The following is a 20637-nucleotide window of genomic DNA, read 5'->3' as shown; positions in this document are numbered from 1 at the left end:
CGTCAACCGGAGGCCGGCGGCGGTGACCCGGCCGGCGGCGCGCTCTCGCGCAGTCGTACCGAGCAGGCGACCGACAGCCCCGGCACCGGCCAGCGGCGCAGTCCCTCGTGCACCGCTCGCTGGGCCGCGCCCGCCCGGCGCAGCGGATGACGTCGGGTGATGCGCCCCGCCTCCTTGAGGAGGTGGTCGAGGAGCCGTCTCGACACGTCGTGGGTCTCGGCGCGCACGAACGCCACCGGATCGTCCACGTGCCAGGACAGCTCCACCGAGGCGGCGAACGAACGGTGCCCGGAACTGGGCAGGTGCAGCTCGTGCGCGGCGCCATGGGTGGTGAGGTCGACCTCGTAGTACGTGATGAGGGAGCGGGGCGGGCGCTTGCCCTGCGGCCGGTCGGGGTTGAGCAGGGTCAGGGAGGTGTTCGGGTCCGTGTGCACGACGGCGGTGCGGCCCTGCTCCGCGCCCCGGAGCCGGGTGAGGTCGCGCGTGGTGAACGGGCCCCGGACCAGGTCGCGTCGCACCGGTTCGAGTTCCGGTAGGCGCTCCGGGAGATCCAGGGTGCAGTACCAGGCGAACGGAGAGCCGTCCGCCGACGGCTGCCGGTGCAGCGGGCGGAAGCGGTCCGGGGGCAGAACGGTGCCGCCACCGCTCATCAGCTCCTCGTGCAGAACGGGGGAGAGCACGACCATGATGTCCGCCTCGGGACGGTCCAGGTCGGGCCGGAGCTCGGGCGGCACGGTCGGGCTGCCCGAGCGGGCGAACAGCGCGGTGTGCCAGAACGTCACACGGATCTTCGGCGGCTCCTCCAGCTCCAGCAGCGCGCCCGGCAGTTCACGCAGCACCGCGTTCAGCGCGGTCAGCACGGAGGCCTCGGGCCCGGTGATCACGACATAGCCGTTGTCGCGACCGAGGAGCTCGTACTCGTTCGGTGCCATGTCGCTCAGGGAGAGCAGCCAGGCCAGCGTCCGGCCGAGCACGCTGTGGGTGTGGGGATCCTCGCCCGATTCCGCGGTGTACTCGACCGCGATGATGGGGCTGCCTCGATCCGGCGCGGCCCGCAGCTCGTGGTACAGCGACAGCAGGGTGGGGTTCGGCTCGCCGGGTGCCTGGAGTTCCTCGTACGCCCGGTACGACTCGATGGCCTCGGCGACGCGGCCCTGGCCCTTCAGCGCGAGGATGTGCAGCCGCCGGAAGTCCTCGCGCCCTGGGTGGGACCGCAGGAGTTCGCCGAGGTCGGTCGCCGCGCGTCTGAAGCCACCTGTCTCCAGGTCGAGTTCGGCGCGGGTGGCGCAGAGGGTGAGGCGCAGGGCGCGGAGCCGGCCGCGGGCGGCCTCGGCGGCGGGGCCCGGGACGCCGTCGACCGGGTCACCGGTCCACAGGTCGAGAGCCCGCCGGACGCAGTCGGCGGCGTTCGACAGGTCGCCCGCGTCCCGGTGGCTCTTCGAGCGGGCGACGAGATCATCGCAGAGGGAGAGGTCGACGCAGTCGGGGTCGGCGTGCAGGGCGTAGCCGTCCGCGGTGCTCGCCAGGACGCCGGGGCCGAGGGCCTCGCGGACCGCCGCGGCGTGCGCCGCCAGCAGGCGCGCCGCACGCTGCGGGGGCCGCCCGTCCCACAGCCCCTCGGTCAGGTCGGAGTGTGTCACCGGCCGGCCGCGGCGCAGGAGCAGCATGCACAGCAGGGCCTGCTGCCGCGGTGCGAGTGTGCGGACGGTGCGGTCGCCCCGGGTGATCCGTATCGGTCCCAGCACCCGATACCGGTGGCGGGCGGCCTCGGCCGCTTCCAGGACCCGGGCGAAGGACGGCGTGAAGAAGAGATCCATGCCGCGCCGCTGGGCCTGCGGATCCGAGGAGGTCAGCGGATTGAGGACATCGGACAGCAGGGCCCTGAACTCGCTGGGTACCGCGTTGAGTTCACCGGACCCGGCTCCGTTGGTCAGTTCCCGCAGCAGACTGCCGAAGCCGTGCAGATCCTTCGACGGGTCACGGTCCCGGCCGGTCCCCAGCGCGAAGTGGGTGATCTTCAGGCTGCCGTCCGGCCGGACGATCAGGCCGTTCGGTGTGAGCCTGCCGTGCGTGACGCCCCGCTCGTGCACGGCCCCTAGGCCGCGCGCGAGCTGCTGGGCCAGCGGGGCGAGCAGTGAGAAGGGCAGGGCGAAGCCGCCCTCCGCGGTGAGTTCCGCCACCGTGAGTCCCTCGATGAACTCAGTGACGAGATAGGGCACGTTCCCCTCGATACCGAAGTCGTGCACCGTGACGACGTTGGGATGCTCGACGCCGGCGAGTGCGCGGGCGTCCTCGAGGAACCGCTCGTGCGCGGTGGGCGGGTAGGCGTGCACCACCACCGTCCGGCCGTTCCGCGTGTCCTCGGCCCGCATCAACTGCCTGCCCCGGCCCAGGCGTCGCACCAGCCGGTACCGGCCCAGCACCAGCCCTTCGGCCGGGGGAGGGGGCGCGTCTCCGGGCCGAGGCGGGGTCCCGCCTCCCAGCCGTCGCACACTCTCCTCGCGTACCGACGCGAACGCCTCGCCGTCGGCCGCCGCGTCCCCGGGTCCGGGGGCGACCACGGGGAACTCCCCGGCGGCCACTCCGGCCCGTGCGTCGATCAACGCGCCGACCCTGCCCAGAAGTTCACTGGTACGGCTGCGCGCGGTGCGTGGCAGCGCCCGCAGCAGGAGTTCGCGCACACCGGGCCGGAAGACGTACGAGCCGGGTGGGCCCGAGGGGCCGGCGCTCAGGAGACCGCTGAGGATCACCTCGGCGAGATGCTGCGGCCGGGGGCTCGGCTCGATCGCGGCCTGCACCAGCCGCATCACGGGCAACTCCGTTCGTCCGACGGCGAGATGACCGGCCAGCCGGAACGCCTCGGGCGAGGCGATGGAGCGGAACCGCAGGACGAGCTCCTCCGCGGAGAACCGTTCGACGTCGCCGCGGCCGTGTTCGTCGAGCGGGGCGGGAGCCGGAGCGGTGTCCAGCATCGCCACCGAGCCCGGGAGCCGGCCGCCACCGGCCACCAGCGACGACCAGTTCGCAAGCCAGCGGGCGGACGGTTCCAGGACGGGAAGCGCGAGCACGGAACCGGGGCCGGGCAGGTCGTCCGAGGCGTAGGAGTCCACGGTGTAGGCGGAGTTGGGAGCCGCGGGCCAGGGAGCGGCGAGGCGCGCGGTCGTCGCGGGCAGGGCAGTCGTGCGCCACAGCCGCTCGGGCAGTGGCTGGAGCACGGCGACGGGCATCCGGGTCGCCCAGCGGCGCAGCGTGCGGTACCACCGGGTGCCCGCCGGGCCGCCCCGCCACTGCGCGCCCATGCAGTCGCTGACCAGCAGGGTGACCGTACGGCCGTCCGCGTACGACTCCTGCGAGCCGGGCCGCCGAACCCTTCCCTCGGGGGTCAGCTGGTGCAGCTCCACCGTACGGAAGACGCCCGACTGGGCCAGCACGGTGTGCAGTTCGCGTACCAGCGGGCGCCAGACGGGCATGGTGGGCCCGGTGTCGTGCACGAGATGCAGGGTCAGCCAGCGCTCGGTGGCAGGGCGCAGCACCGGCAGCCACCACCGGGGCGCCGCGCCGAGCCCCGCGATCCGGTGGGCGGTCGCCTCCTCGTCCAGTGTGTGGCCGACGGGCGCGGGCACCCGGCGCTTGAGCGGACGCAGGGTGCGCTGGAGCGCCAGAGAGTGGGGAAGCATCGGGGGAGCGGGGGCGAGGAGCGTGGTGTGCGGGGTGTTCGCGGGGCCGTCGTCCGCCGCCTCGCCGTCTGCGCCGCGCCTGTCGCGGTCGGGTGAGCCGGAGCCGGGCAGGCGCAGGGGAACGCGGCCGTCGTCCGGGCGGTCCGGGCCGGCCGGAGGGTCCCCGAGGGGCGGGTCCGGCGGCACGTCGGACCGCGCCGGCGACTCCGGGGGTGTTCGCGGGGAGGCGGGGCGCTCGACCGACCGGGGCCGGGCCCGGGACACGGCTGCGGGCCCCTCGATGTGCCCCGCGAGCCACAGCAGCTCGGCCAGCTCCACCGAGGTCGGCGACTCCCCGCCGGAGGCCTGCCCCAGCAACTCGGCGAGCAGGGCGGGCCCCGGGTCCGCCGGACGATTGTCCGCCCCTGAACCGGCCGGCGCGCCCGGCCCCGGGCCCGCGGGGGTGCCGGGTCCCGCGTCCGTGGGGGTGCCGGGTCCCGCGTCCGTGGGGGTGCCGGGTCCCGCGTCCGTGGGGGTGCCGGGTCCCGCGTCCGTGGGGGTGGTCGGCCCCGGGCCCGGCGGGTTGCCGGGGCTCGGGCCCGTCGGGGTGTCCGGGTCCTCAGAACTCATCGTCGTCCCGGGTGCTGCTGAGGTAGGGCATCAGCTGCTCCGCGAGGTCGTCCCGGGACGTCGCGTCGATCCCCGCCGCGCCGGTCAGATAGATGGCGTTCAGGAGCTGGTCCGTGGCGAGTTCGCCCCCGGTGCCGCGGGAGAGGAAGCGGGCGATCAGCTCGCGGGCGTAGGCGTCGGGCTCGCCGAGGTGGGCGCGGACGATGCTCTCGAGGTGGGCGTCGCGCGGCTGGTGGAGTTCGAGACGGACGCACCGGCGCAGGAAGGCGGGCGGGAACTCGCGCTCGCCGTTGCTGGTCAGGACGACGAAGGGGAAGGCGCGGCAGCGGACCCGGCCGCGGGAGACGGTGACCCGGTCGTCCGTGCCGGCCACCATCACCTCGGCGGCGGGTGTGTGGCGGGCCGCCCGGACCAGCTCAGGGATGTCGTACTCGCCCTCCTCCAGGATGTTCAGCAGGTCGTTCGGCAGGTCGAGGTCGCTCTTGTCGATCTCGTCGATGAGCAGGGCGCGGGGGCGCCGGTAGGGGAGCAGCGACGTGCCGAGCGGGCCGAGCCGCAGATGGTCCTGGAGGTCGCTGTCCGCGGGGAGTTCGTGCTCGGCCGCGCGACCGGCGGCGTACAGGCGGGAGAGCGGGTCGTACTGGTAGAGGCCGTCGTGCAGGGTCGTGCGGCTGGTGATGTTCCAGCGCAGCACCGGCCCGAGCCGCAGCTCCCGTGCCACGGCGTACGCGAGGGAGGACTTCCCGCTGCCGGGCGGGCCGCTCACCAGCAGGGGGCGGCGCAGGTACAGCGCCGCGTTGACCAGCTGGACGGTCCGGTCGGTGGCCCGGTAGGTGCGGGCCCGGTGCCTGCGGTCCGGGGAGGCGGTCGACGTGTCACCGTCCTCGGCGGGAGTGTCCAGCTCGGGACCGCCGTCGAAGTCGCGCCACGGCGGCGGCGCGGGCAGCTTCGCGATGCCGTCGTGGGGTTCGCTCCCACCCGTGTATACGGGCCACAGGGACATGCGTTCTCCTCGTTGCTCACCGGCCGTGCGACCGACGTCGGACCTGCGGGCCGCGACCGGCACATCGCGTACCGGCGCCCGGCCGAATCGTTGCCGTGCTCCCTCGTCTGCCTGCCTGCCGTCCCTCCGCCTCCCTCTTCGCGGTCTCCGGGTGCTCAGCCGACCGGTGAGTGGTGATAGCCGACCGGGTCCGGCAGACATCTGGGGTCTTCCCAGAGCAGCGCCAGGTCGTACGCCCAGTGCGGTTCCGGGCCGTCGTCCGCGTACGCCGTCTCGCGCAACTCATGGATGTGCGAGGGGAGTTCCGAAGGCGGCAGATCCGCGAGATGCGCGGCGAGGCGGTCCAGGAACGCCGCCCCCGTGCAGTCCTCGTGCGCCCCGTCGCGGTGCTCTCCGCGGCAGCCGCTGCGCGGCCAGAGCATCACCGGGACCGCCGCGTTCAGGCTCGCCTGGAACAGCCGGCGGGTGCCCTGCGCGCGCGGCGGGGAGGCGAAGCCCACCATGTCGGCGCCGCGCCGCAGCCCGATGGTCAGCCGCACCGGATCCTGCCCGAGGGCCCCGCAGCCGATGCGGTGCAACGGCGCCGCGGACCGCCCGTCGAGCCGCTGCCACTTCTGCAGCAGCTTGTGCTGGAGACCGCCGCTGCGCCGCCGCTCCAGGTCCATCACCACGAGCGGCGCGAAGGAGCCGAGCGGGCTGTCGTCGTCGGCGCTGCGCTGCCAGTGCGCCACATCGGTGTTGAGCCAGCGGCGGGGCAGCACGAAAGCGATCAACTCTCGGGCTCCGGGCTCCAGTTCGTGGTACGCCTCGTCGATGCGCTCCAGCGCGTAGCCGCGCACCCGGTCGGCGGGCAGGGCGCGCGAACCGACGACGCGACGGTGCCGCCCGTTGTACGCGGAGACCTCGACGAGGAACTGGTGGTCGCCCGAACCGCTGGGCGCGATCTCCACGAGGATCGGCGACCAGGGCTGGGTCCCCGCGGCGGGCGGGCCCGGCGGGTTCTCGGGCGGCCGGGGGCGGCGGTCGTACGCCCGGGACGGCCAGGCCCGCAGCGCGCCCCGCGTCGGCGCGTCCTCGGTGAAGTCGGCGAGCCGCGCGGCGAACCGGGCGACGGCACCGGTGTCGGGCACCTCGGAGAGCAGATACCAGGCCGCGTCCCACAGCGACCGGAACCGCCGCCCCGGCAGCGGCGGCCCGAACGGGCCCACGGCATCGCTGTACAGCCGCTCCGGGCTGCACTCGGGCCGCCCGTCGAAATCCGGACCCCGCGCCAGCACCAGCTCCCGCAGCCGCTCCTTCTCCGTACGCCCGTACTCCGGTGTCGGGATCAGCTCGCCGAGCCGCGGCCAGTAGCGGGCCATGACGTGCGCGGGCAGCATCCGTCCGTTGCGGATCCCGGGGTCCCGCGCTGCGGAGGACACCATGCCCACCACCCGCCCGGTGTCGGCGAGTGTCACCGCGGCCCCGCTGAAACCGGGCGCGAGCGGCTGGCCGTGCGCCGCCCAGGCCTCCAGCTGGACCCACTCTCCCGCGATCAACTGGTCCGCGGTGGCCCGGTACTCGGCGAGGGTCCCCTCCTCGTAGCGCTTGGGGAACCCGTACGCCACCAGTCTGCGCGGCGGATCGCCGTACGCGTCGGCCGGTGCCGCGAACTCCGCCGGCTCCAGGGGGACGGAGCGGTCGAGTTCGAGGACCGCGACATCGCCGGGGTCGGTGTCGCGCCCGTCCCAGCCGCCGTGCGCCACGACCTTCGCGGGGAGGGGTTCGCCGCCCCGCGCGAAGGAGACGCGTACTTCCCCGGAACCACCGCGCGCCACCACATGGGCGCAGGTCAGCACATGTCGCTCGGTGACGAGGAAGCCCGAGCCGGTCTCCCGTCCGCAGGTGATCCTGGCCTGCCAGGACGCGCTGTTCATGACCGCGCGGCGATCCCCGGAGCACCGGACGCGGACCCCGACCCCGACCCTGACCCGGACTCCGGGCCGGCCGCGGAGGGCGTCCCGGTCCCGGTCCCGGACAGGGGCTCTCTTCCGGATGCGGGTCCGGTCCCCGCCGTGCCACCCGTTCCGGGCGTGACCCCGGAGGCCGTGTCAGGGCCGGAACGGGAGCCGTTCCGCTCCGGTTCTCCCGGCGCCCAGGAGAGTTTCACCACCAGATGTCCCTCGACCGAGCTCTTCGCGATCAACGCGCCTGCCTCCGCGCTGAGTTTGACCCCGAACTCGATCTCGACGGAGTCGGGCCGCAGGCTCCCGTCGCGGAACACCCGCAGCGCCGACTGGGCGGCGGCCCGCACGCCCTCCAGGGCGCCCTCGAAGGTGCGCGTGGCCTGCACCGTGCCGTCGTCGCGGGCCACGAGCCGGGAACCGGACGCGTCGTCCGCCGCCTCCACGACGACCAGTGCCCCGTCGTCGGTCTTGAACTCCACCAAACCGTCCATGGCGCGCCCCCGTTGTCCGTGACTCCCGAGCACCGACATTGTTCCGGACGGCACTTGGAACTGTCCCGGTTTCTGCGGCTCGTACCCGCCTGTCCTGGCGGGAAGCCGCCAGGGCGCCTTCCCGCCAGGTTCCGTCAACACCCCCGCAACACAAGCCCCCCGACACTCTTCGCAAGCCCGGGCGCCACCCCTGCCCGGCGCGGGCACGGCCGATGAAGAGAGGGCACGAATGACCAGAGGACCAGTGAGACGTCCGGCGGCACTGCTGTCGGCCGGGCTCGTGCTCGCCCTGCTGCCCACGGGGCGGGCGAGCGCGCTCGACACCGGGGACCCCGGTACCCCGGTGACGGCGCGAGCCACCGCCGCGGCCCGGACCGTCACCCTCGTGACCGGCGACAAGGTGACCGTCACCGACGTCGGCGGCGGCAAGAAGACGGTCTCCGTCGTGCGTCCCCGGGGGGCCACCGGAGCCGTGCGCACGCAGGTGGCCGACGGCGCCGTCACCGTCGTACCGGACGAGGCGCTGCCGTATCTGCGGGCGGGCACCCTCGACCGGCGGCTGTTCGACGTCAGTGAGCTGATACGGCAGGGGCTCACCGACCAGAAGACGGACGAGCTGCCGCTGATCGTGACGTACGACCCGAAGGCACGGGCGGCGACCCCCGGCGGGGCCGAGCGGACGCGCTCGCTACCCAGCATCCGGGGCGCCGCGGTCGCCGCGGACAAGGGCCGGACCTTCTGGCGGGCGATGACCCGTCAGGAGGGGATCGGCAAGGTCTGGCTCGACGGACGGGTCAAGGCCGACATGGCCGAGAGCAACGCGCAGATCGGCACGCCGAAGGCCTGGGAGGCCGGGCTCACCGGCAAGGGCGTGACCGTCGCCGTTCTCGACACGGGCGTCGACACCGGCCACCCCGACCTGGCCGGCCGGGTCGCGCAGACCAAGAGCTTCGTCGAGGGGCAGGAGGTCGCCGACCGCAACGGGCACGGCACGCACGTCACCTCCACCGTGGGCGGCAGCGGCGCCGCCTCCGACGGCGCGGAGAAGGGCGTCGCGCCCGAGGCCACGCTCGCCGTCGGCAAGGTGCTCAGCGACCAGGGTTCGGGCAGTGAGTCGCAGATCATCGCCGGCATGGAGTGGGCCGCGCGCGACGTGCGCGCCAAGGTGATCTCCATGAGCCTCGGCTCGACCGAGGCCAGCGACGGCACCGACCCGATGGCCGCGGCCGTCGACACCCTCTCGAAGGAGACCGGCGCCCTCTTCGTCATCGCGGCCGGCAACACCGGCGCCCCCTCGTCCATCGGCTCGCCCGGTGCCGCCGACTCCGCCCTGACGATCGGCGCCGTGGACTCCGCCGACGAGGCCGCGTACTTCACCAGCGCCGGACCGCGCTACGGCGACAACGCGCTCAAGCCCGACCTCTCCGCACCCGGCGTCGACATCCTCGCCGCCCGCTCGCAGCTCGTGGACGGCAGCGGCTCCTACACCTCCATGAGCGGTACGTCGATGGCGACCCCGCACGTCGCGGGCGTGGCCGCTCTGCTCGCCCAGGAGCACCCCGACTGGACCGGCACCCGGCTCAAGGACGCGCTGATGTCGACGTCGAAGCAACTGGACGCCTCCGTCTACCAGTTGGGCTCCGGGCGGGTGAGTGTTCCGGACGCGATCGCGGCGAAGGTCACCGCCACGGGCAGCGCCGACCTCGGCTTCCACGGCTGGCCGTACGAGGACAACGCGCCGGTCGTCAGGACGGTCACCTACACCAACTCCTCCGACGCGGCGGTGGAGTTGACGCTCGCCGCGGAGGGGGCCGGCGAGGGTGTCGCCACCCTCGCCGACACCACGCTCACGGTGCCCGCGCACGGCAGCGCGTCCACCACGGTCACCGGTGACGGCTCGAAGGCGCCGGTGGGCAACACCTCCGGGCGGATCGTGGCCTCGGTCGACGGCAGGCCGGTCGCGCACACCGCGTTCGGGCTGGTCAAGGAGGAGGAGCGGTACACCCTCACCGTCCGCGTCAAGGACCGGGACGGCGACCCGACCGCCGCCGACCTCGCCGTGCAGCAGCTCGCGCGGGGCGTCGACCCCTACCCCGCCCACGTCGGCGACTCCGGCACCCTGAAGCTGCGGCTCACGCCCGGCACGTACAGCCTGACGTCCTTCCTCGACGTGCGGGGCAGCCACGGCGCCGACTCGCTCGGCCTCGGCTTCCTCGCCGCACCCCAGATCACTCTCGACCAGGACCGCGAAGTCACCCTGGACGGGCGGACGCTGCGGGAGATCGGCGCGAAGGTCGGCCGGCGCACCGAGACCCGGCAGCTGCTCATGGAGTACGACCGGAACGCGGGCGGCTCCGACCTGTTCGGCGCGGTCCAGGTGCCCGTCAAGTACGACAGCGTCTTCGCCGCGCCGACCCGGAAGGTCACCGAAGGCAGCTTCGACTACCGGACCGTGTGGCGGCTCGGGAAGCCGCTCGTCGACGTGCGGGGTGTCGACGAGGCGCTCGCCCAGCCGGGCGGCACCCTGATCGAGGGCCGCAGCAGGCTGCCGCTGGTCGACGTCGGGGACGGGCCGTTCACCGGAGTGCGCGGCAAGGCCGTCCTCGCCCGGCTCACCGACGGTGTCGAGCCGGCCGCGCTCGCCCGGGCGGCCCAGGACGCGGGCGTCAAGGCGCTGTTCGTCACCGACGACACGGCAGGACGCCTCAACGCCTGGTTCGGCACGGACGACAACGCGAACCGGCCGTTGCAGATCGCCACCGTCGACACGGCGGACGCGGCACGGCTGCGCGCGACCCGGACCGTCGACATGACCGGGACGCGCAACACGCCCTACGTGTACGACCTTTCGCAGGGCTTCGAGGACGCCGTCCCGAACCGGAGCCTGACCTATGAGCCCGACCGCCGTGAACTGGCCGTGCTGGACACCAGGTTCCACGCCGTGAAGCCCGTCTCGGGCAGCGAGTTCCGCTACTCGATCGCCGACCCCTTCCCCATCGGCCTCGGCTTCCAGGAGCGCGTCGACTACCCGGCCGAGCGGACCGACTACGTCTCCACCGGCACCGGACAGACCTGGACGGAGTCCGTGTACGTCGGGGACGGCACGCTGGAGGAGCGCAGCGGCCTGGTCCCCTACCGGGGCGGCACCCACGACACCCTCGACTGGTTCAAGCCCGTCTGGCACCCCTGGCTCGGCACCGGACTCGGCTGGGGTCAGCAACGCGCGGGCAACCAGATCCAGTTCAACACGCCAGGCTGGGGCGACTCCGGACCCGACCACACCGGCTTCGGCGACGTGTGGAGCGACGACACCGGGATGACCCAGTTCACCGAGGTGTACCAGGACGGTGTGCTGGTCGACGAGGGGAAGAGCTCCGCCGGATACGTCTGGGACGCGCCCGCCGACGAGCACACGTACAAGGTCGTCACGGACACGACGCTCGACCCCGGACGCTGGAAGCTCTCCACGAAGGGGCACACCGAGTGGACCGTCCGCTCGGCCGCCACCCCCGAGGACCACTACACCTTCCTCCCGCTCCTCAACCTCGGCTACGACATCGACACCGACCTCGCCGGCGATGTGCGCGGCGGCAAGGTCCCGGTGAGCATCTACGCCGAGTACGTGAAGGGCGCGCCGGACACCGGAACCATCGGCGGCGGAAAGCTGGAGGTGTCCTACGACGACGGGAAGACCTGGAAGGCGGTCCCGCTCACCGGCGGCAAGGCGCGCTGGACGGGCACGCTGTACGTGCCGCACGGCGCCGAGTTCGTGTCGCTGCGGGCCTCCGCCCGTGACGACCGTGGTGGCACCGTCAGCCAGGAGACCGTCCGGGCGGTGGGCGTGCGGTAACCGGCCGTCGAGTGGACGGTCCCTGGAGCGGGCGGCCGTCGGTTCCCCTTGGGAGGGGGGAGCCGGCGGCCGCCGTCCGTTCACCCGCCGGGTCGTTCCGCGATGCCCCGGATCACGCCCAGCTCCACCAGGTCCTGCGGCCGGAGCCTGAGCTGGTCGGCGGTCGCCCGGACCTCGTCGGCGGGCCGTTTGAGGATCGCGGCCGCCGACTCCGGAGCGATGACGGAGAAATAGCTGTCCGGCGTGGCCCAGGTGTTGCCGGGCGCGGCCAGCGCCAGGGCGCCGCCCGAGCCGCCCTCGCCGATCACCAGCGTGGTGACCGGCGTACGAGCGGTGGCGACCGCCGCGAACAGATCCGCGATCGCGGCACCGGCCCCCTGCCGCTCGGCGTCCGCGTCGTTCGCGGCACCCGGGGTGTCCACCAGCGTCAGGACCGGGATGCCGAGCCGGCCGGCCAGCCGGACCAGCCGGGCGGCGGTGCGGTATCCGGCGGGACGGGTCGGGGTGCCGCGCTGGGCGGCGTAGGCGATGGTCCGCCCGTCGTCCGCGCGGCCGAAGCCGCACAGCACGCCGTCGTCGGTGCCGCCCGAGCGGTCCCCGCCGATCGCCGCCCGCCGGGTGAAGAGGGCGTCCAAGTAGGCCTCCGCGCGGGGGCGTTCAGGTGCGCGGGCGCGCTGCACCGCGTCCCAGCCGGTCGCGGGCGGGTCGGTCGCGCCCAGCGCGGGCGGGACCGGCGCGGCCCCGGCGGAGGGCCGGGTGAGCAGATCCAGCCACAGAGCGAGCGTCTCGCGCAGCCCGTCCCTCGGCACCAGGGCGTCGACCGAACCCGCCGCCACCTGCGCCTCGGCCGTGTACGCGGCGGGGTCCGCGTCGGGCGGGCGGACCCGGGAGCCGGCGAAGGCGACCTGGGCGCCGGGCAGCGCCAGGGTCACATCGGCGCCCGCGCCGAGCGTGGCCCAGCCCCCGCCCGTCGTCGGGTCCCGCAGGACGGCGATCTGGGCGAGCCCCGCCTCCCGGGTGAGCGCCGACTGCCTTGCCACCCGCTGGAGTTGGGTCAGAGCAAGCATGCCCTCCTGCATCCGGCTGCCGCCCGTGGCGACGAGCGAGACGACGGGCAGCCGGTGCGTCCGGGCGTGCTCGTACGCCGCCTCCAGGCGGTCGCCGGTGCGTTCGCCGAGGGAACCGCCGAGGAAGCCGAACTCGAAGGCGACGAGGACGGCGGTGACCGGGCCGAGCGGAGGCCTGCCGTCGATCGTCGTGCCGAAGCTCGCCGTGCCGAAGGTCGCGGTGCCGCAGACGACCGACTCCTCCTCGCCGGTGCGGGCTGCGGCGCGCGCCCGCGCGTCGTCGTACCCCTGCCAGGAGAGCGGACCGTCGGGCCCGGACTCTCCCTTCGGGCAGGTGAGTTCGGCGAAGCTGTCGGTGACCAGGGCGATGGCCTCGCGGGCCGAGATCCGATCAGTCACGGGGCAGCGCCCGCTTCAGGATCTTGCCCATGTCGTTGCGGGGCAGCTCGTCCAGGAAGCGCACGGCGCGGGGCCGTTTGTGCGGGGCGAGGCGACGGGCCACGTGGTCGGCCAACTCGTCGACGGGCGGCGGAGTCCGAGGATCGACCGGGACGATCCAGGCGACGACGCGCTCACCGAGGTCGGCGTCGGGCTCCCCGGCGACGGCGGCCTCGCGCACCCCGGGGTGTTCGAGGAGCGCGTTCTCGATCTCGCCGGCGCCGATCTTGTAACCGCCGCTCTTGATCAGGTCGGTGGCCTTGCGGCCGACGATCCGGACCGAGCCGTCGGGGTCGAGGACCGCCATGTCACCCGTGCGGAACCAGCCGTCCCCGGTGTACGCGGCGGCGGTGGCGTCGGGCCGGTTCAGGTACTCGGTGAACAGGTTCGGCCCGCGCACCTGGATCTCGCCGACGCTCTCCCCGTCGTACGCGCCGGTCGGGGTGCCGTCGGCCTCGTACCCGGCGATCGTCGTCCCGTCCTCCTCGACGAGCCGCAGACCGACGCCGGGCAGCGGCACACCGACGGTGCCGGGCCGGGCCTCCCCGTCCGCCCGGACGCTCGTGTTCATCAAGGTCTCCGTCATGCCGTACCGCTCGACGACCCTGCGCCCGGTCGCGGCCGTGATCCGCTCGTGGTCGTGCACGGGCAGCGCGGCCGAGCCCGACACGAGCAGCCGCGCCCGGGCCAGTGCCTTGGCCAGCCCGGGGTCCTCGGTGAGCGCCTCGGCGAGCCGGTGGTACATCGTCGGCACCCCGAACAGCATCGTCGCCCCGTCGTTCAGCTCCCGCGCCACGCCCTCCGCGCTGAACCGCCCCAGATGCCGGACGGACCCGCCGCGCCGCAGCGGACCCAGGATGCCGAGGATCAGGCCGTGCACATGGAACAGGGGCAGGCCGTGCACCAGCACGTCGTCGCCGGTCCACTGCCAGGCGTCGGCCAGCGCGTCCAGGGTCGAGGCGATCGCCCGGCGCGGGATGACCGCGCCCTTGGGCGGGCCCGTGGTGCCTGAGGTGTAGACGACGAGGGCGGGGGCGCCGGGATCGGTGACCCCGCCCGCGGACCCGGGGGATTCGACGGACCCGGAGGACGCGGCGGCCCCCGCGGCGCCGGCGCCCTCGGCAGGGACCGGTCCGCCTGTCGCGGCGCCCGCCTTCGTGCCGGACACCTCGACATCGACGCGGTCCAACGTCCCCGCCGGGGAGGGCAGTACGTCACCCGGAGCGGCGAGCACCAGGGACGGCGCGCTGTCGCCGAGGATATGGCCGAGTTCCGCCTCCCCCGACTTCGGGTTCAGCGGCACGGCGGGCACCCCGGCCAGCAGCGCGGCGACGACACCGACGGCCGTCTCCAGGGTCGGAGTCGCCCATACGGCGACCCTCCCGGCGCCGTCGAGCCGTGCGGCCAGCGCTCCGGCCGAGGCGGCCAGCTCCGCGTACGTCAGGGACCGATCACCGAAGCGCAGGGCGGACCGGTCCGCGACCGAACCGCCCACCAGGGCCGGGAAGAGGGAGAACACGGGGACTCCTTGCCGAGAGGACTTCACCGGGACGGACAGGCTCTTCCTACACGATGAGGCTTACGGGGAGGGCGGTCGGCCGTTCGTCCGCGCCGAGGACGTGGAGGGGGAGCGCAGGCGCCGTAAGGATCGTTCCGTAAGGGCGAGCGATCGATCGGGAACCGTGGCGTGGACGGACCCGGCCACGTAGTGTCGGCGACGCGCGACAACTTGATGAGTCAACTGCCGGGAGCCCTTTGGTGAGTGAGTCCCCGCCGCCCCTTCCCGAGACCCTCGAACGCCTCGACGCGCGGATCGCCGAGCAGGGTCCGGACCGGGGAGACGTCCTCGACCCCCGTGGTCCGTCCTGTCGGACGGTCCTGCCGGAGGAGCTGCTCCGGGCGCCGCTCGCGGTCGACGGGACATCGTGCGACCCGGTCGGCGGCCATGTCCGGGGGCGTGCGCGGGCGCCGCACGAGAGGTGCCTCGCGTCGAGCGGGAGGCGGCCCGCCGAGGTGCGCCGGGAGGCCGCCCCGCGCGGCACACGGCTCACCCCGAGCGAGCGGGAGACCCTCGTCGGCACGCGCGCGGGCCTGCCGGACGGCGAGGAGGCGGAGCGATGACGAGGAAGCCGGCCGGCGCCGTCGAACGGCTCCTGACGGCGCTGCGCCCGCGCCGCACCCGTTCCGAGATGCGTGCCCTCGCGGTGGAGCTCGGCCGGCTGCTCCGGCGAAGGATCGATACGCCTGTCGACGTGCGGGAGTTGGCGCGGGCTCTCTGTGACGAGATGAGCCGGCGCCGTGGCGGCCGTCCCGTCCAGCTCCGCTTCGAGCGCTTCCCCGACGAGATCGAAGTCACCGGCCTGTGGATGGAGTTCCAGGACTTCGACCTCGTCATCGTCGAGGAGCGCGCCGAGACGGTGCAGCAACTCGTCATCCTCGGGCACGAGTTGTGGCACATGAAGGAAGGGCACCGCGACCACCACGTGGACGGCGCGGCTGCCGTCGCGCGCGCCGCCCTCTCGGACCGTTCCGACCTGCGCGACTCCGGAGCGCGAGCGGCGTTCCGGCAGGAGGTGGCCCTCACCGTCGCCGCCCGCAACGGTTCACGTCAGGCGGACGAGGCCCAGGCCGAGGCGTTCGGCCTGCACCTGGCGAGCGTCTTCCGCTCCTGGCTGGCGGGCCCCGGTGGCACCGCCCCCGTCGACCCGGTCAGCCGCGCCATCCAGACCTCCCTCGGCTACCGCGGTCCCCAGGACTGACCGGCGGCAACCGCTGCCCGGTCCGGCGTCAGACCGGCCGGGCCACCTCGACCACATCCGCGACCACACAGCTGACGTTGTCCGGCCCGCCGGCGTCGTTCGCCGCTCCGACCAGGGCCCGGACGGCGTCGTCGGGAGAGGGAGCCGACCTGAGGAGGCGCGCGATCTCCTCGTCCGGTACAACGGTGGAGAGGCCGTCCGAGCAGAGCAGACAGCGGTCGCCCGGCCGGACGTCCTGCAGCCGCAGATCGGCTACGGGAGCGGCGGTGCCCAACGCCTTGAGCAGCATGGCGCGCTGGGGATGGGTGGTCGCCTCCTCCGGGGTGAGCCTGCCCTCGTCGATCAGCGACTGGACCACCGTGTGGTCATGGGTGATCCGGAACAGTCCGCCCTCGCGCAGCAGATACGCCCGCGAGTCACCGATGTGGACGAGGGCGAGCTGGGAGCCGGTCCACACCAGGGCGGTGAGAGTGCTGCCGGTGTCCCCCGCGGTCGGAGCCTGTGCCGTGGAGGGCGCCGCCAGGTCCGCCACGGCCCTGGCGGCGCCCTCCACGGCGTCCTCCAGCAGGTTGAGCACGCCACCGGCCGACAGCGGCTCGTCGTCGAGGAACGTGAGGGCTTGCACCGCCGCCGTGCTGGCGGGTGCTCCGTACGGGCCGCAGCCGTCGGCGACCGCGAGGACACGGGCGCCCACGTGGACGCTGTCCTGGTTGGCGTCGCGGACCCGGCCGGTGTCGGAGAGGGCGGAACAACGGAGTTCCAGCATGCTGGTGTCCTTCCCTGGGGACGGAGACAGATGGTCCACGAGGAACGTCGCCAGATCCCGGCGGGCGACCGTCTCGGCCTCGACCCGCGCCCAGTACGCGCGGATCTCCCGCGCGGCGGGCCCCGGCTCCAGGGCGCACACCCGGCGGATCCGGGCGAGCGGCATGCCGAGCCGCCGCAGCCACGCCACCAGGCGCGCCTGTTCGAGCTGCCCGACCGCGTAGTACCGGTACCCCGTCTCGGGGTCCACCCTGGCGGGGCGCAGCAGTTCCAGCTCGTCGTAGAGCCGCAGGGCCTTCGGCGACAGCCGGGAGGCCCTCGCGAAGGCCCCGATCGTCAGCATCTCCATACGCCCACCCCGTCGCCTTCGTGATCCGGTCGTTCCTCGTTCTGTCACCAATGCTGGGCCCTGCCCTTCGGTGAAGGTCAATGGTGGCTCGGCCCGGAGTCGCAGTGGTTGTTAGCCTGCGGCGGGATTGTCCGAGGTGGCGCGCCGGTGGGGTGCGTCCGTGGTCGTACGCCGGTGGCGTACCAGGATGGAGGCCGTCGTGGCCCGTATCGCGCTCGTCACGTACGACCCGGGCGAGGAGCCCGGCGCGGACCGGGACCTGCCGGTGCTGAGGAGGGCCCTGGAGGATGCCGGGGCGGCGGCGGACATCGTGCACTGGGACGATCTCGGGGTCGACTGGGCCGGGTTCGACCTGGCGCTGATCCGGTCGACGTGGGACTACAGCTGGCGGGTCGCGGAGTTCGTGGCGTGGGCCGAGCGGTGCGGAGGGCTCACGCGGCTCCTGAACCCGGCGCCGGTCGTGCGGTGGAACACGGACAAGCGCTACATCGGGGACCTGGCGGACGCGGGGGTGCCGGTCGTCCCGACCCGGTATCTCGCGCCGGGGGACCCCGTCGAGCTGCCCGGCGATCACGAGTTCGTCGTGAAGCCCACCGCGGGGGCGGGGGCGCGTTACGCGGCCCGGTACACGCCGAAGGAGCGGGAGACGGCCCTCGGGCAGCTCGCGCGGATGCACGCCGAGGGGCTGACCGCGATGGTCCAGCCGTATGTCACGAACATCGACGCGGCGGGCGAGCGGGCGCTCCAGTTCTTCGGCGGGCGGCTGCTGCACGCCAGCCGCAAGGGGGCCGTACTGGAGCCGGGGACTCCCTTCGACGGGGACAAGACACCCCACCCGCGCCTGGAGGTCTGGAAGCCGACCGCGGCCGAACAGGCCGTTGCCGAGCAGGCGTTGGCGGCCGTGCCGGGCGGTGCGGACAGCGTGCTCTACGCCCGCGTCGACCTGGTGGACGGTGACGGCGGCGAGCCCCGGGTGATGGAGCTGGAGCTCGTCGAGCCGAACCTCTTCCTTTGGCTGCACCCGGAGTCGCTGCCCGTCGTCGTGGACGGGATCATCGAGGCCGCCGCTCGCTGAGGGCCCGGCGGCGGGCAGTCGGGAGGACTCTCAGGCGGACTCCTCCGGCGACGGCGGGACGGGCCCCCTGACGCCCACGCGTTGCAGCAGGCCCCAGGTGAACTCCGCCGCGCACGCGTGCGGGACGCCCGACGCGTCGGGGGCCGTGAACGCCAGCCCCCAGCGGGTCGGGGCCGTGCCCTCCAGAGGCCGGGCGGGGGCGAAGGCGCGGGCCGCCTCGTCGACCGTGCAGGACCAGGGGGCCAGGTCCTCCAGGGTCTCCAGCACGGGGGCGGGGGCGCCGGGGGCGCGTACCAGCCATTCGTTCCAGGCGACGCCGTTCGGGGCGAGCAGGACCTCGAACCGCAGACCGGGCCAGAGGGGTACCGGCCATTGCAGGGCCTCGCAGGTCAGATCGCCGATCCGGCGCTCCTGCGCGGACTCGGGGGCACCGAGGACCGAGCGGTAGCGGGCGGCGGCGGACCGGGAGCGCGGGGCGCGCAGCATCGCCTGCCAGCGGCGGTTCGCCTCGCGCATGCCGGCGATGGACACGCCCAGTTCGTGACGGGCCTCCTCGACCAGGTCAGGATTGTGGTCGGCCATGCGGCGCAGCAGGACCAGCTGGAAGTCGATCGGGGTGAACGGGGCGGGTGGGCGTCTGGCCGGCATGCGGTCCATCGTCGCGCACCCGGCCCTCGCCCGGACGGCGGCCGTCCGGCAGGAACAGCACCGAGTTGACGTACCGGGGACCGCGTGGCGGCAGCACCCGGCGCAACAGGCCCTGTGCGACGACGTACGCCATCCGCGCCTGATGCTCCTCCAGCGGGAAGGAGGCGAGCGGCACCCAGCTGGAGCCGGGCAGCACCCACCCCGTGTACCCCTGCTCGGCGAGGTGCTCGACGACCGGGGCGACCGGCTGGATACGGGACTCCAGCTCGATGAAGAGGGCGGGGCGGTCGCGGGCCAGCAGGTCCCGGGCGCCGCGCAGCACCGCCGGCTCGTTGCCGTCCACGTCGATCTTGATGAAGCCGACGTCGCGCAGGCCCAGACTGTCCAGGGTGAGACAGGGCACCTCCAGCGCGCGGGCGTGGATGTCCCGGCGGACGAGCGAGGACACACCCCGGTCGCCCGCGTCGTCCGCGGGCAGCCACAGCCGGGCGGTCCCCCGGTGGTCGGAGGCGGCGGCCGTGACCACGCGCACGTTGCCCGGAGCGGCCGACGACAGCAGCCGGGCGAGATGCGGCACCGGCTCCACGGTCACCACCCGGCGGGCCCGCGGGGCCAGGCGGCGCGTCCAGGGGCCGTACCAGCCGCCCACGTCCACCGCCGTGCCGCAACCGGGCGGACACAGGTCGGCGAGCCGGGCCAGCTCGGGTTCGAAGCGCGGATAGACGAGCCGGGCCGCCGCCGCTACCAGGCGGGTGGGGACGAAGGGGGCGACGCGGGCGGCGAGGGTCCGGGACGCGCGGCCGTCCACTGATCCGGTCATGGCGCCATCCGCTTGAGGAGTTCCTCGTGTTCGTCCTCCGTCACCTGTTCCCCGGAGGACGGCAACAGCTGCGGGATGCCGTCCACGATGGGGTAACGGCGGCGCAGACGCGGGTTGTAGAGCGCTTCCTCCGAGGGCAGGGCACCGTCCGGGACAAGCAGATGCAGCGGACCCTTGTCGAGCGGGCAGGCCAGGATCCTCAGCAGTGGGTCGTCGGGATTCATGGGGGTGTCAACTCCTTGGCACCGATGGGGGGTTGGGGTGCCTCGTCATGCTTGGGCATGGCGAGCAGCACGGCCACCGCGAGAACGGTGCCGGCCAGCCGCAGCGCGAGCCGGACCGGTTCGTGCGGCAGCGCCTCGCCGAACGTGAGCGTGCCGAGCACCGCCGTGAACAGACAGGTCACGGTCGTGCAGACCGGAACGATCAGCGACGCCCGGCAACGCTGGAGCGCCGCCTGCGACATGACCAGACCGAACGCGCCGGTGAAGAGCAGGAGATAGGGGTACGGGGAGCGCAGCAGGCCGACGACCGCGCCGCCCGGGTCATGGGTCGTCAGACGGCTCGACACCCCCTTGATGGCGAGCGAGCTCACCCCGTACAGCAGGCCGACGGCCACGCCGTACTCGACGCCGGTGGTCGGCATGCGGTGCCGGTGCCGGGAGCGGCGCTCGGCGGCGCCGTACAGCCATACGCCCAGCGAGAGCGAGGGCAGGCAGACCGTGAGGACCAGCGGTGCCGGGGCGCCCCGGCCGACCGTGTCGGAGTTCTCGCGCAGGGACAGCACGACCATCAGCAGGGCGAGGAGGATCGCGCCCAACGCGTACCGTTCGCGGCCCGTCGTCTCCTCGCCGAGCAGCCGGGACGAGAGCAGCACGAGGAGGACGAGCCCGGACACGAAGATCGCCTGGGCGGCGGCGATCGGCAGGGTGCGGTACACGGCCAGCTGCGCCGCGAACCCGGAGGCCAGCGCGAGAGAGCCGCCGATCCACAGCGGGCTCCCGAGGACCAGGCGCAGCAGCCGGCCGGGACGGCGGATGTCGACCTCGGGCAGGGCCGCCAACGCGCGTTTCTCCAGGACGAATCCGGTGCTGTACAGGACGTTCGCCAGCAGAGCCGCGGCCACTCCCCACCACATGG

General features: G+C 74.0%; 14 protein-coding genes and 1 pseudogene. 4 read left to right on the top strand and 11 right to left on the bottom strand.

Annotation, left to right across the window (positions count from 1 at the left end; translation table 11 throughout):
• Nucleotides 1–2: 2 nt before the first annotated feature.
• The 4 genes and pseudogenes from OG788_RS16115 to OG788_RS16100 form a co-directional block, all read right to left on the bottom strand.
• Nucleotides 3–4286, bottom strand: a complete 4284-nt coding sequence (locus OG788_RS16115) for an SAV_2336 N-terminal domain-related protein (protein ID WP_406371549.1) — start codon at nucleotides 4284–4286, stop codon at nucleotides 3–5.
• The gene (locus OG788_RS16110; RefSeq protein ID WP_351538963.1) at nucleotides 4276–5289 is read right to left on the bottom strand and encodes a MoxR family ATPase; all 1014 of its coding nucleotides are present in this window, start codon (nucleotides 5287–5289) and stop codon (nucleotides 4276–4278) included. Before OG788_RS16110 ends, OG788_RS16115 begins: the two co-directional genes overlap by 11 nt.
• A gap of 155 nt (nucleotides 5290–5444) precedes the next feature.
• Entirely contained in the window at nucleotides 5445–7205 is a 1761-nt protein-coding gene (locus OG788_RS16105; protein ID WP_406371547.1) for a trypsin-like peptidase domain-containing protein, read from the bottom strand.
• Nucleotides 7206–7411: 206 nt separating this feature from the next.
• A pseudogene (locus tag OG788_RS16100) lies at nucleotides 7412–7726 on the bottom strand (CU044_2847 family protein); the annotation flags it as partial.
• 229 nt (nucleotides 7727–7955) lie between these two features.
• Between OG788_RS16100 and OG788_RS16095 the strand changes: the two are divergent.
• A complete protein-coding gene (locus OG788_RS16095; protein ID WP_406371545.1) occupies nucleotides 7956–11576 on the top strand; it encodes a S8 family serine peptidase in 3621 nt (1206 codons plus the stop codon).
• Nucleotides 11577–11656: 80 nt separating this feature from the next.
• Here the strand turns inward: OG788_RS16095 and OG788_RS16090 are convergent, their stop codons facing one another.
• Both OG788_RS16090 and OG788_RS16085 read right to left on the bottom strand, forming a co-directional pair.
• Nucleotides 11657–13042, bottom strand: coding sequence for a carboxyl transferase domain-containing protein (locus OG788_RS16090; protein WP_406371543.1), 1386 nt, complete (start codon nucleotides 13040–13042; stop codon nucleotides 11657–11659).
• Entirely contained in the window at nucleotides 13035–14600 is a 1566-nt protein-coding gene (locus tag OG788_RS16085; protein ID WP_406371541.1) for an acyl-CoA synthetase, read from the bottom strand. The genes OG788_RS16090 and OG788_RS16085 overlap by 8 nt, the downstream gene beginning before the upstream one ends.
• A 239-nt stretch (nucleotides 14601–14839) precedes the next feature.
• Here OG788_RS16085 and OG788_RS16080 point away from each other — a divergent pair, with 239 nt between their 5' ends.
• Both OG788_RS16080 and OG788_RS16075 read left to right on the top strand, forming a co-directional pair.
• Entirely contained in the window at nucleotides 14840–15202 is a 363-nt protein-coding gene (locus tag OG788_RS16080) for a hypothetical protein (RefSeq protein WP_406371539.1), read from the top strand.
• A complete protein-coding gene (locus tag OG788_RS16075; RefSeq protein WP_406371537.1) occupies nucleotides 15199–15840 on the top strand; it encodes a toxin-antitoxin system, toxin component family protein in 642 nt (213 codons plus the stop codon). The genes OG788_RS16080 and OG788_RS16075 overlap by 4 nt, the downstream gene beginning before the upstream one ends.
• Nucleotides 15841–15868: 28 nt before the next feature.
• Here OG788_RS16075 and OG788_RS16070 read toward each other — a convergent pair whose 3' ends face one another.
• Complete coding sequence (locus OG788_RS16070; protein ID WP_406371535.1) at nucleotides 15869–16954, bottom strand: MerR family transcriptional regulator; 1086 nt, start codon at nucleotides 16952–16954, stop codon at nucleotides 15869–15871.
• A 199-nt stretch (nucleotides 16955–17153) separates the two neighbouring features.
• On the opposite strand from OG788_RS16070, the gene OG788_RS16065 reads away from it, so the two are divergent.
• The gene (locus OG788_RS16065) at nucleotides 17154–18029 is read left to right on the top strand and encodes a RimK family alpha-L-glutamate ligase (protein ID WP_406371533.1); all 876 of its coding nucleotides are present in this window, start codon (nucleotides 17154–17156) and stop codon (nucleotides 18027–18029) included.
• 30 nt (nucleotides 18030–18059) lie between these two features.
• On the opposite strand, the gene OG788_RS16060 is transcribed toward OG788_RS16065, so the two are convergent.
• The 4 genes from OG788_RS16060 to OG788_RS16045 are packed head-to-tail and all read right to left on the bottom strand — an operon-like array spanning nucleotide 18060 to nucleotide 20623.
• On the bottom strand, nucleotides 18060–18686 hold the full coding sequence (locus OG788_RS16060; protein ID WP_356757471.1) for a hypothetical protein: 627 nt from the start codon (nucleotides 18684–18686) through the stop codon (nucleotides 18060–18062).
• Nucleotides 18592–19497 carry an FkbM family methyltransferase gene (locus tag OG788_RS16055; RefSeq protein ID WP_406371531.1) on the bottom strand — a complete coding sequence of 302 codons (906 nt, stop codon included), beginning with the start codon at nucleotides 19495–19497 and terminating at the stop codon, nucleotides 18592–18594. The genes OG788_RS16060 and OG788_RS16055 overlap by 95 nt, the downstream gene beginning before the upstream one ends.
• Nucleotides 19494–19721 (bottom strand): Trm112 family protein, encoded by a 228-nt coding sequence (locus OG788_RS16050; protein ID WP_351538935.1) that lies wholly within the window; start codon nucleotides 19719–19721, stop codon nucleotides 19494–19496. Before OG788_RS16050 ends, OG788_RS16055 begins: the two co-directional genes overlap by 4 nt.
• The gene (locus tag OG788_RS16045) at nucleotides 19718–20623 is read right to left on the bottom strand and encodes a hypothetical protein (protein ID WP_351539100.1); all 906 of its coding nucleotides are present in this window, start codon (nucleotides 20621–20623) and stop codon (nucleotides 19718–19720) included. The genes OG788_RS16050 and OG788_RS16045 overlap by 4 nt, the downstream gene beginning before the upstream one ends.
• Nucleotides 20624–20637: the final 14 nt, after the last annotated feature.

The organism is Streptomyces sp. NBC_00647, assembly GCF_045207245.1.
Lineage (GTDB): Bacteria > Actinomycetota > Actinomycetes > Streptomycetales > Streptomycetaceae > Streptomyces.
Note: the sequence above shows the minus strand (reverse complement) of the source record. Positions and strands in the feature narration are given on the sequence as shown.

Excerpts from the sequence above, each read along its gene's own strand:
- OG788_RS16070 (WP_406371535.1), bottom strand. The coding sequence starts at position 16,954 with ATGGAGATGCTGACGATCGGGGCCTTCGCGAGGGCCTCCCGGCTGTCG.
- OG788_RS16095 (WP_406371545.1), top strand. The coding sequence starts at position 7,956 with ATGACCAGAGGACCAGTGAGACGTCCGGCGGCACTGCTGTCGGCCGGG.
- OG788_RS16105 (WP_406371547.1), bottom strand. The coding sequence starts at position 7,205 with ATGAACAGCGCGTCCTGGCAGGCCAGGATCACCTGCGGACGGGAGACC.
- OG788_RS16050 (WP_351538935.1), bottom strand. The coding sequence starts at position 19,721 with ATGAATCCCGACGACCCACTGCTGAGGATCCTGGCCTGCCCGCTCGAC.
- OG788_RS16060 (WP_356757471.1), bottom strand. The coding sequence starts at position 18,686 with ATGGACCGCATGCCGGCCAGACGCCCACCCGCCCCGTTCACCCCGATC.
- OG788_RS16075 (WP_406371537.1), top strand. The coding sequence starts at position 15,199 with ATGACGAGGAAGCCGGCCGGCGCCGTCGAACGGCTCCTGACGGCGCTG.
- OG788_RS16110 (WP_351538963.1), bottom strand. The coding sequence starts at position 5,289 with ATGTCCCTGTGGCCCGTATACACGGGTGGGAGCGAACCCCACGACGGC.
- OG788_RS16115 (WP_406371549.1), bottom strand. The coding sequence starts at position 4,286 with ATGAGTTCTGAGGACCCGGACACCCCGACGGGCCCGAGCCCCGGCAAC.
- OG788_RS16055 (WP_406371531.1), bottom strand. The coding sequence starts at position 19,497 with ATGACCGGATCAGTGGACGGCCGCGCGTCCCGGACCCTCGCCGCCCGC.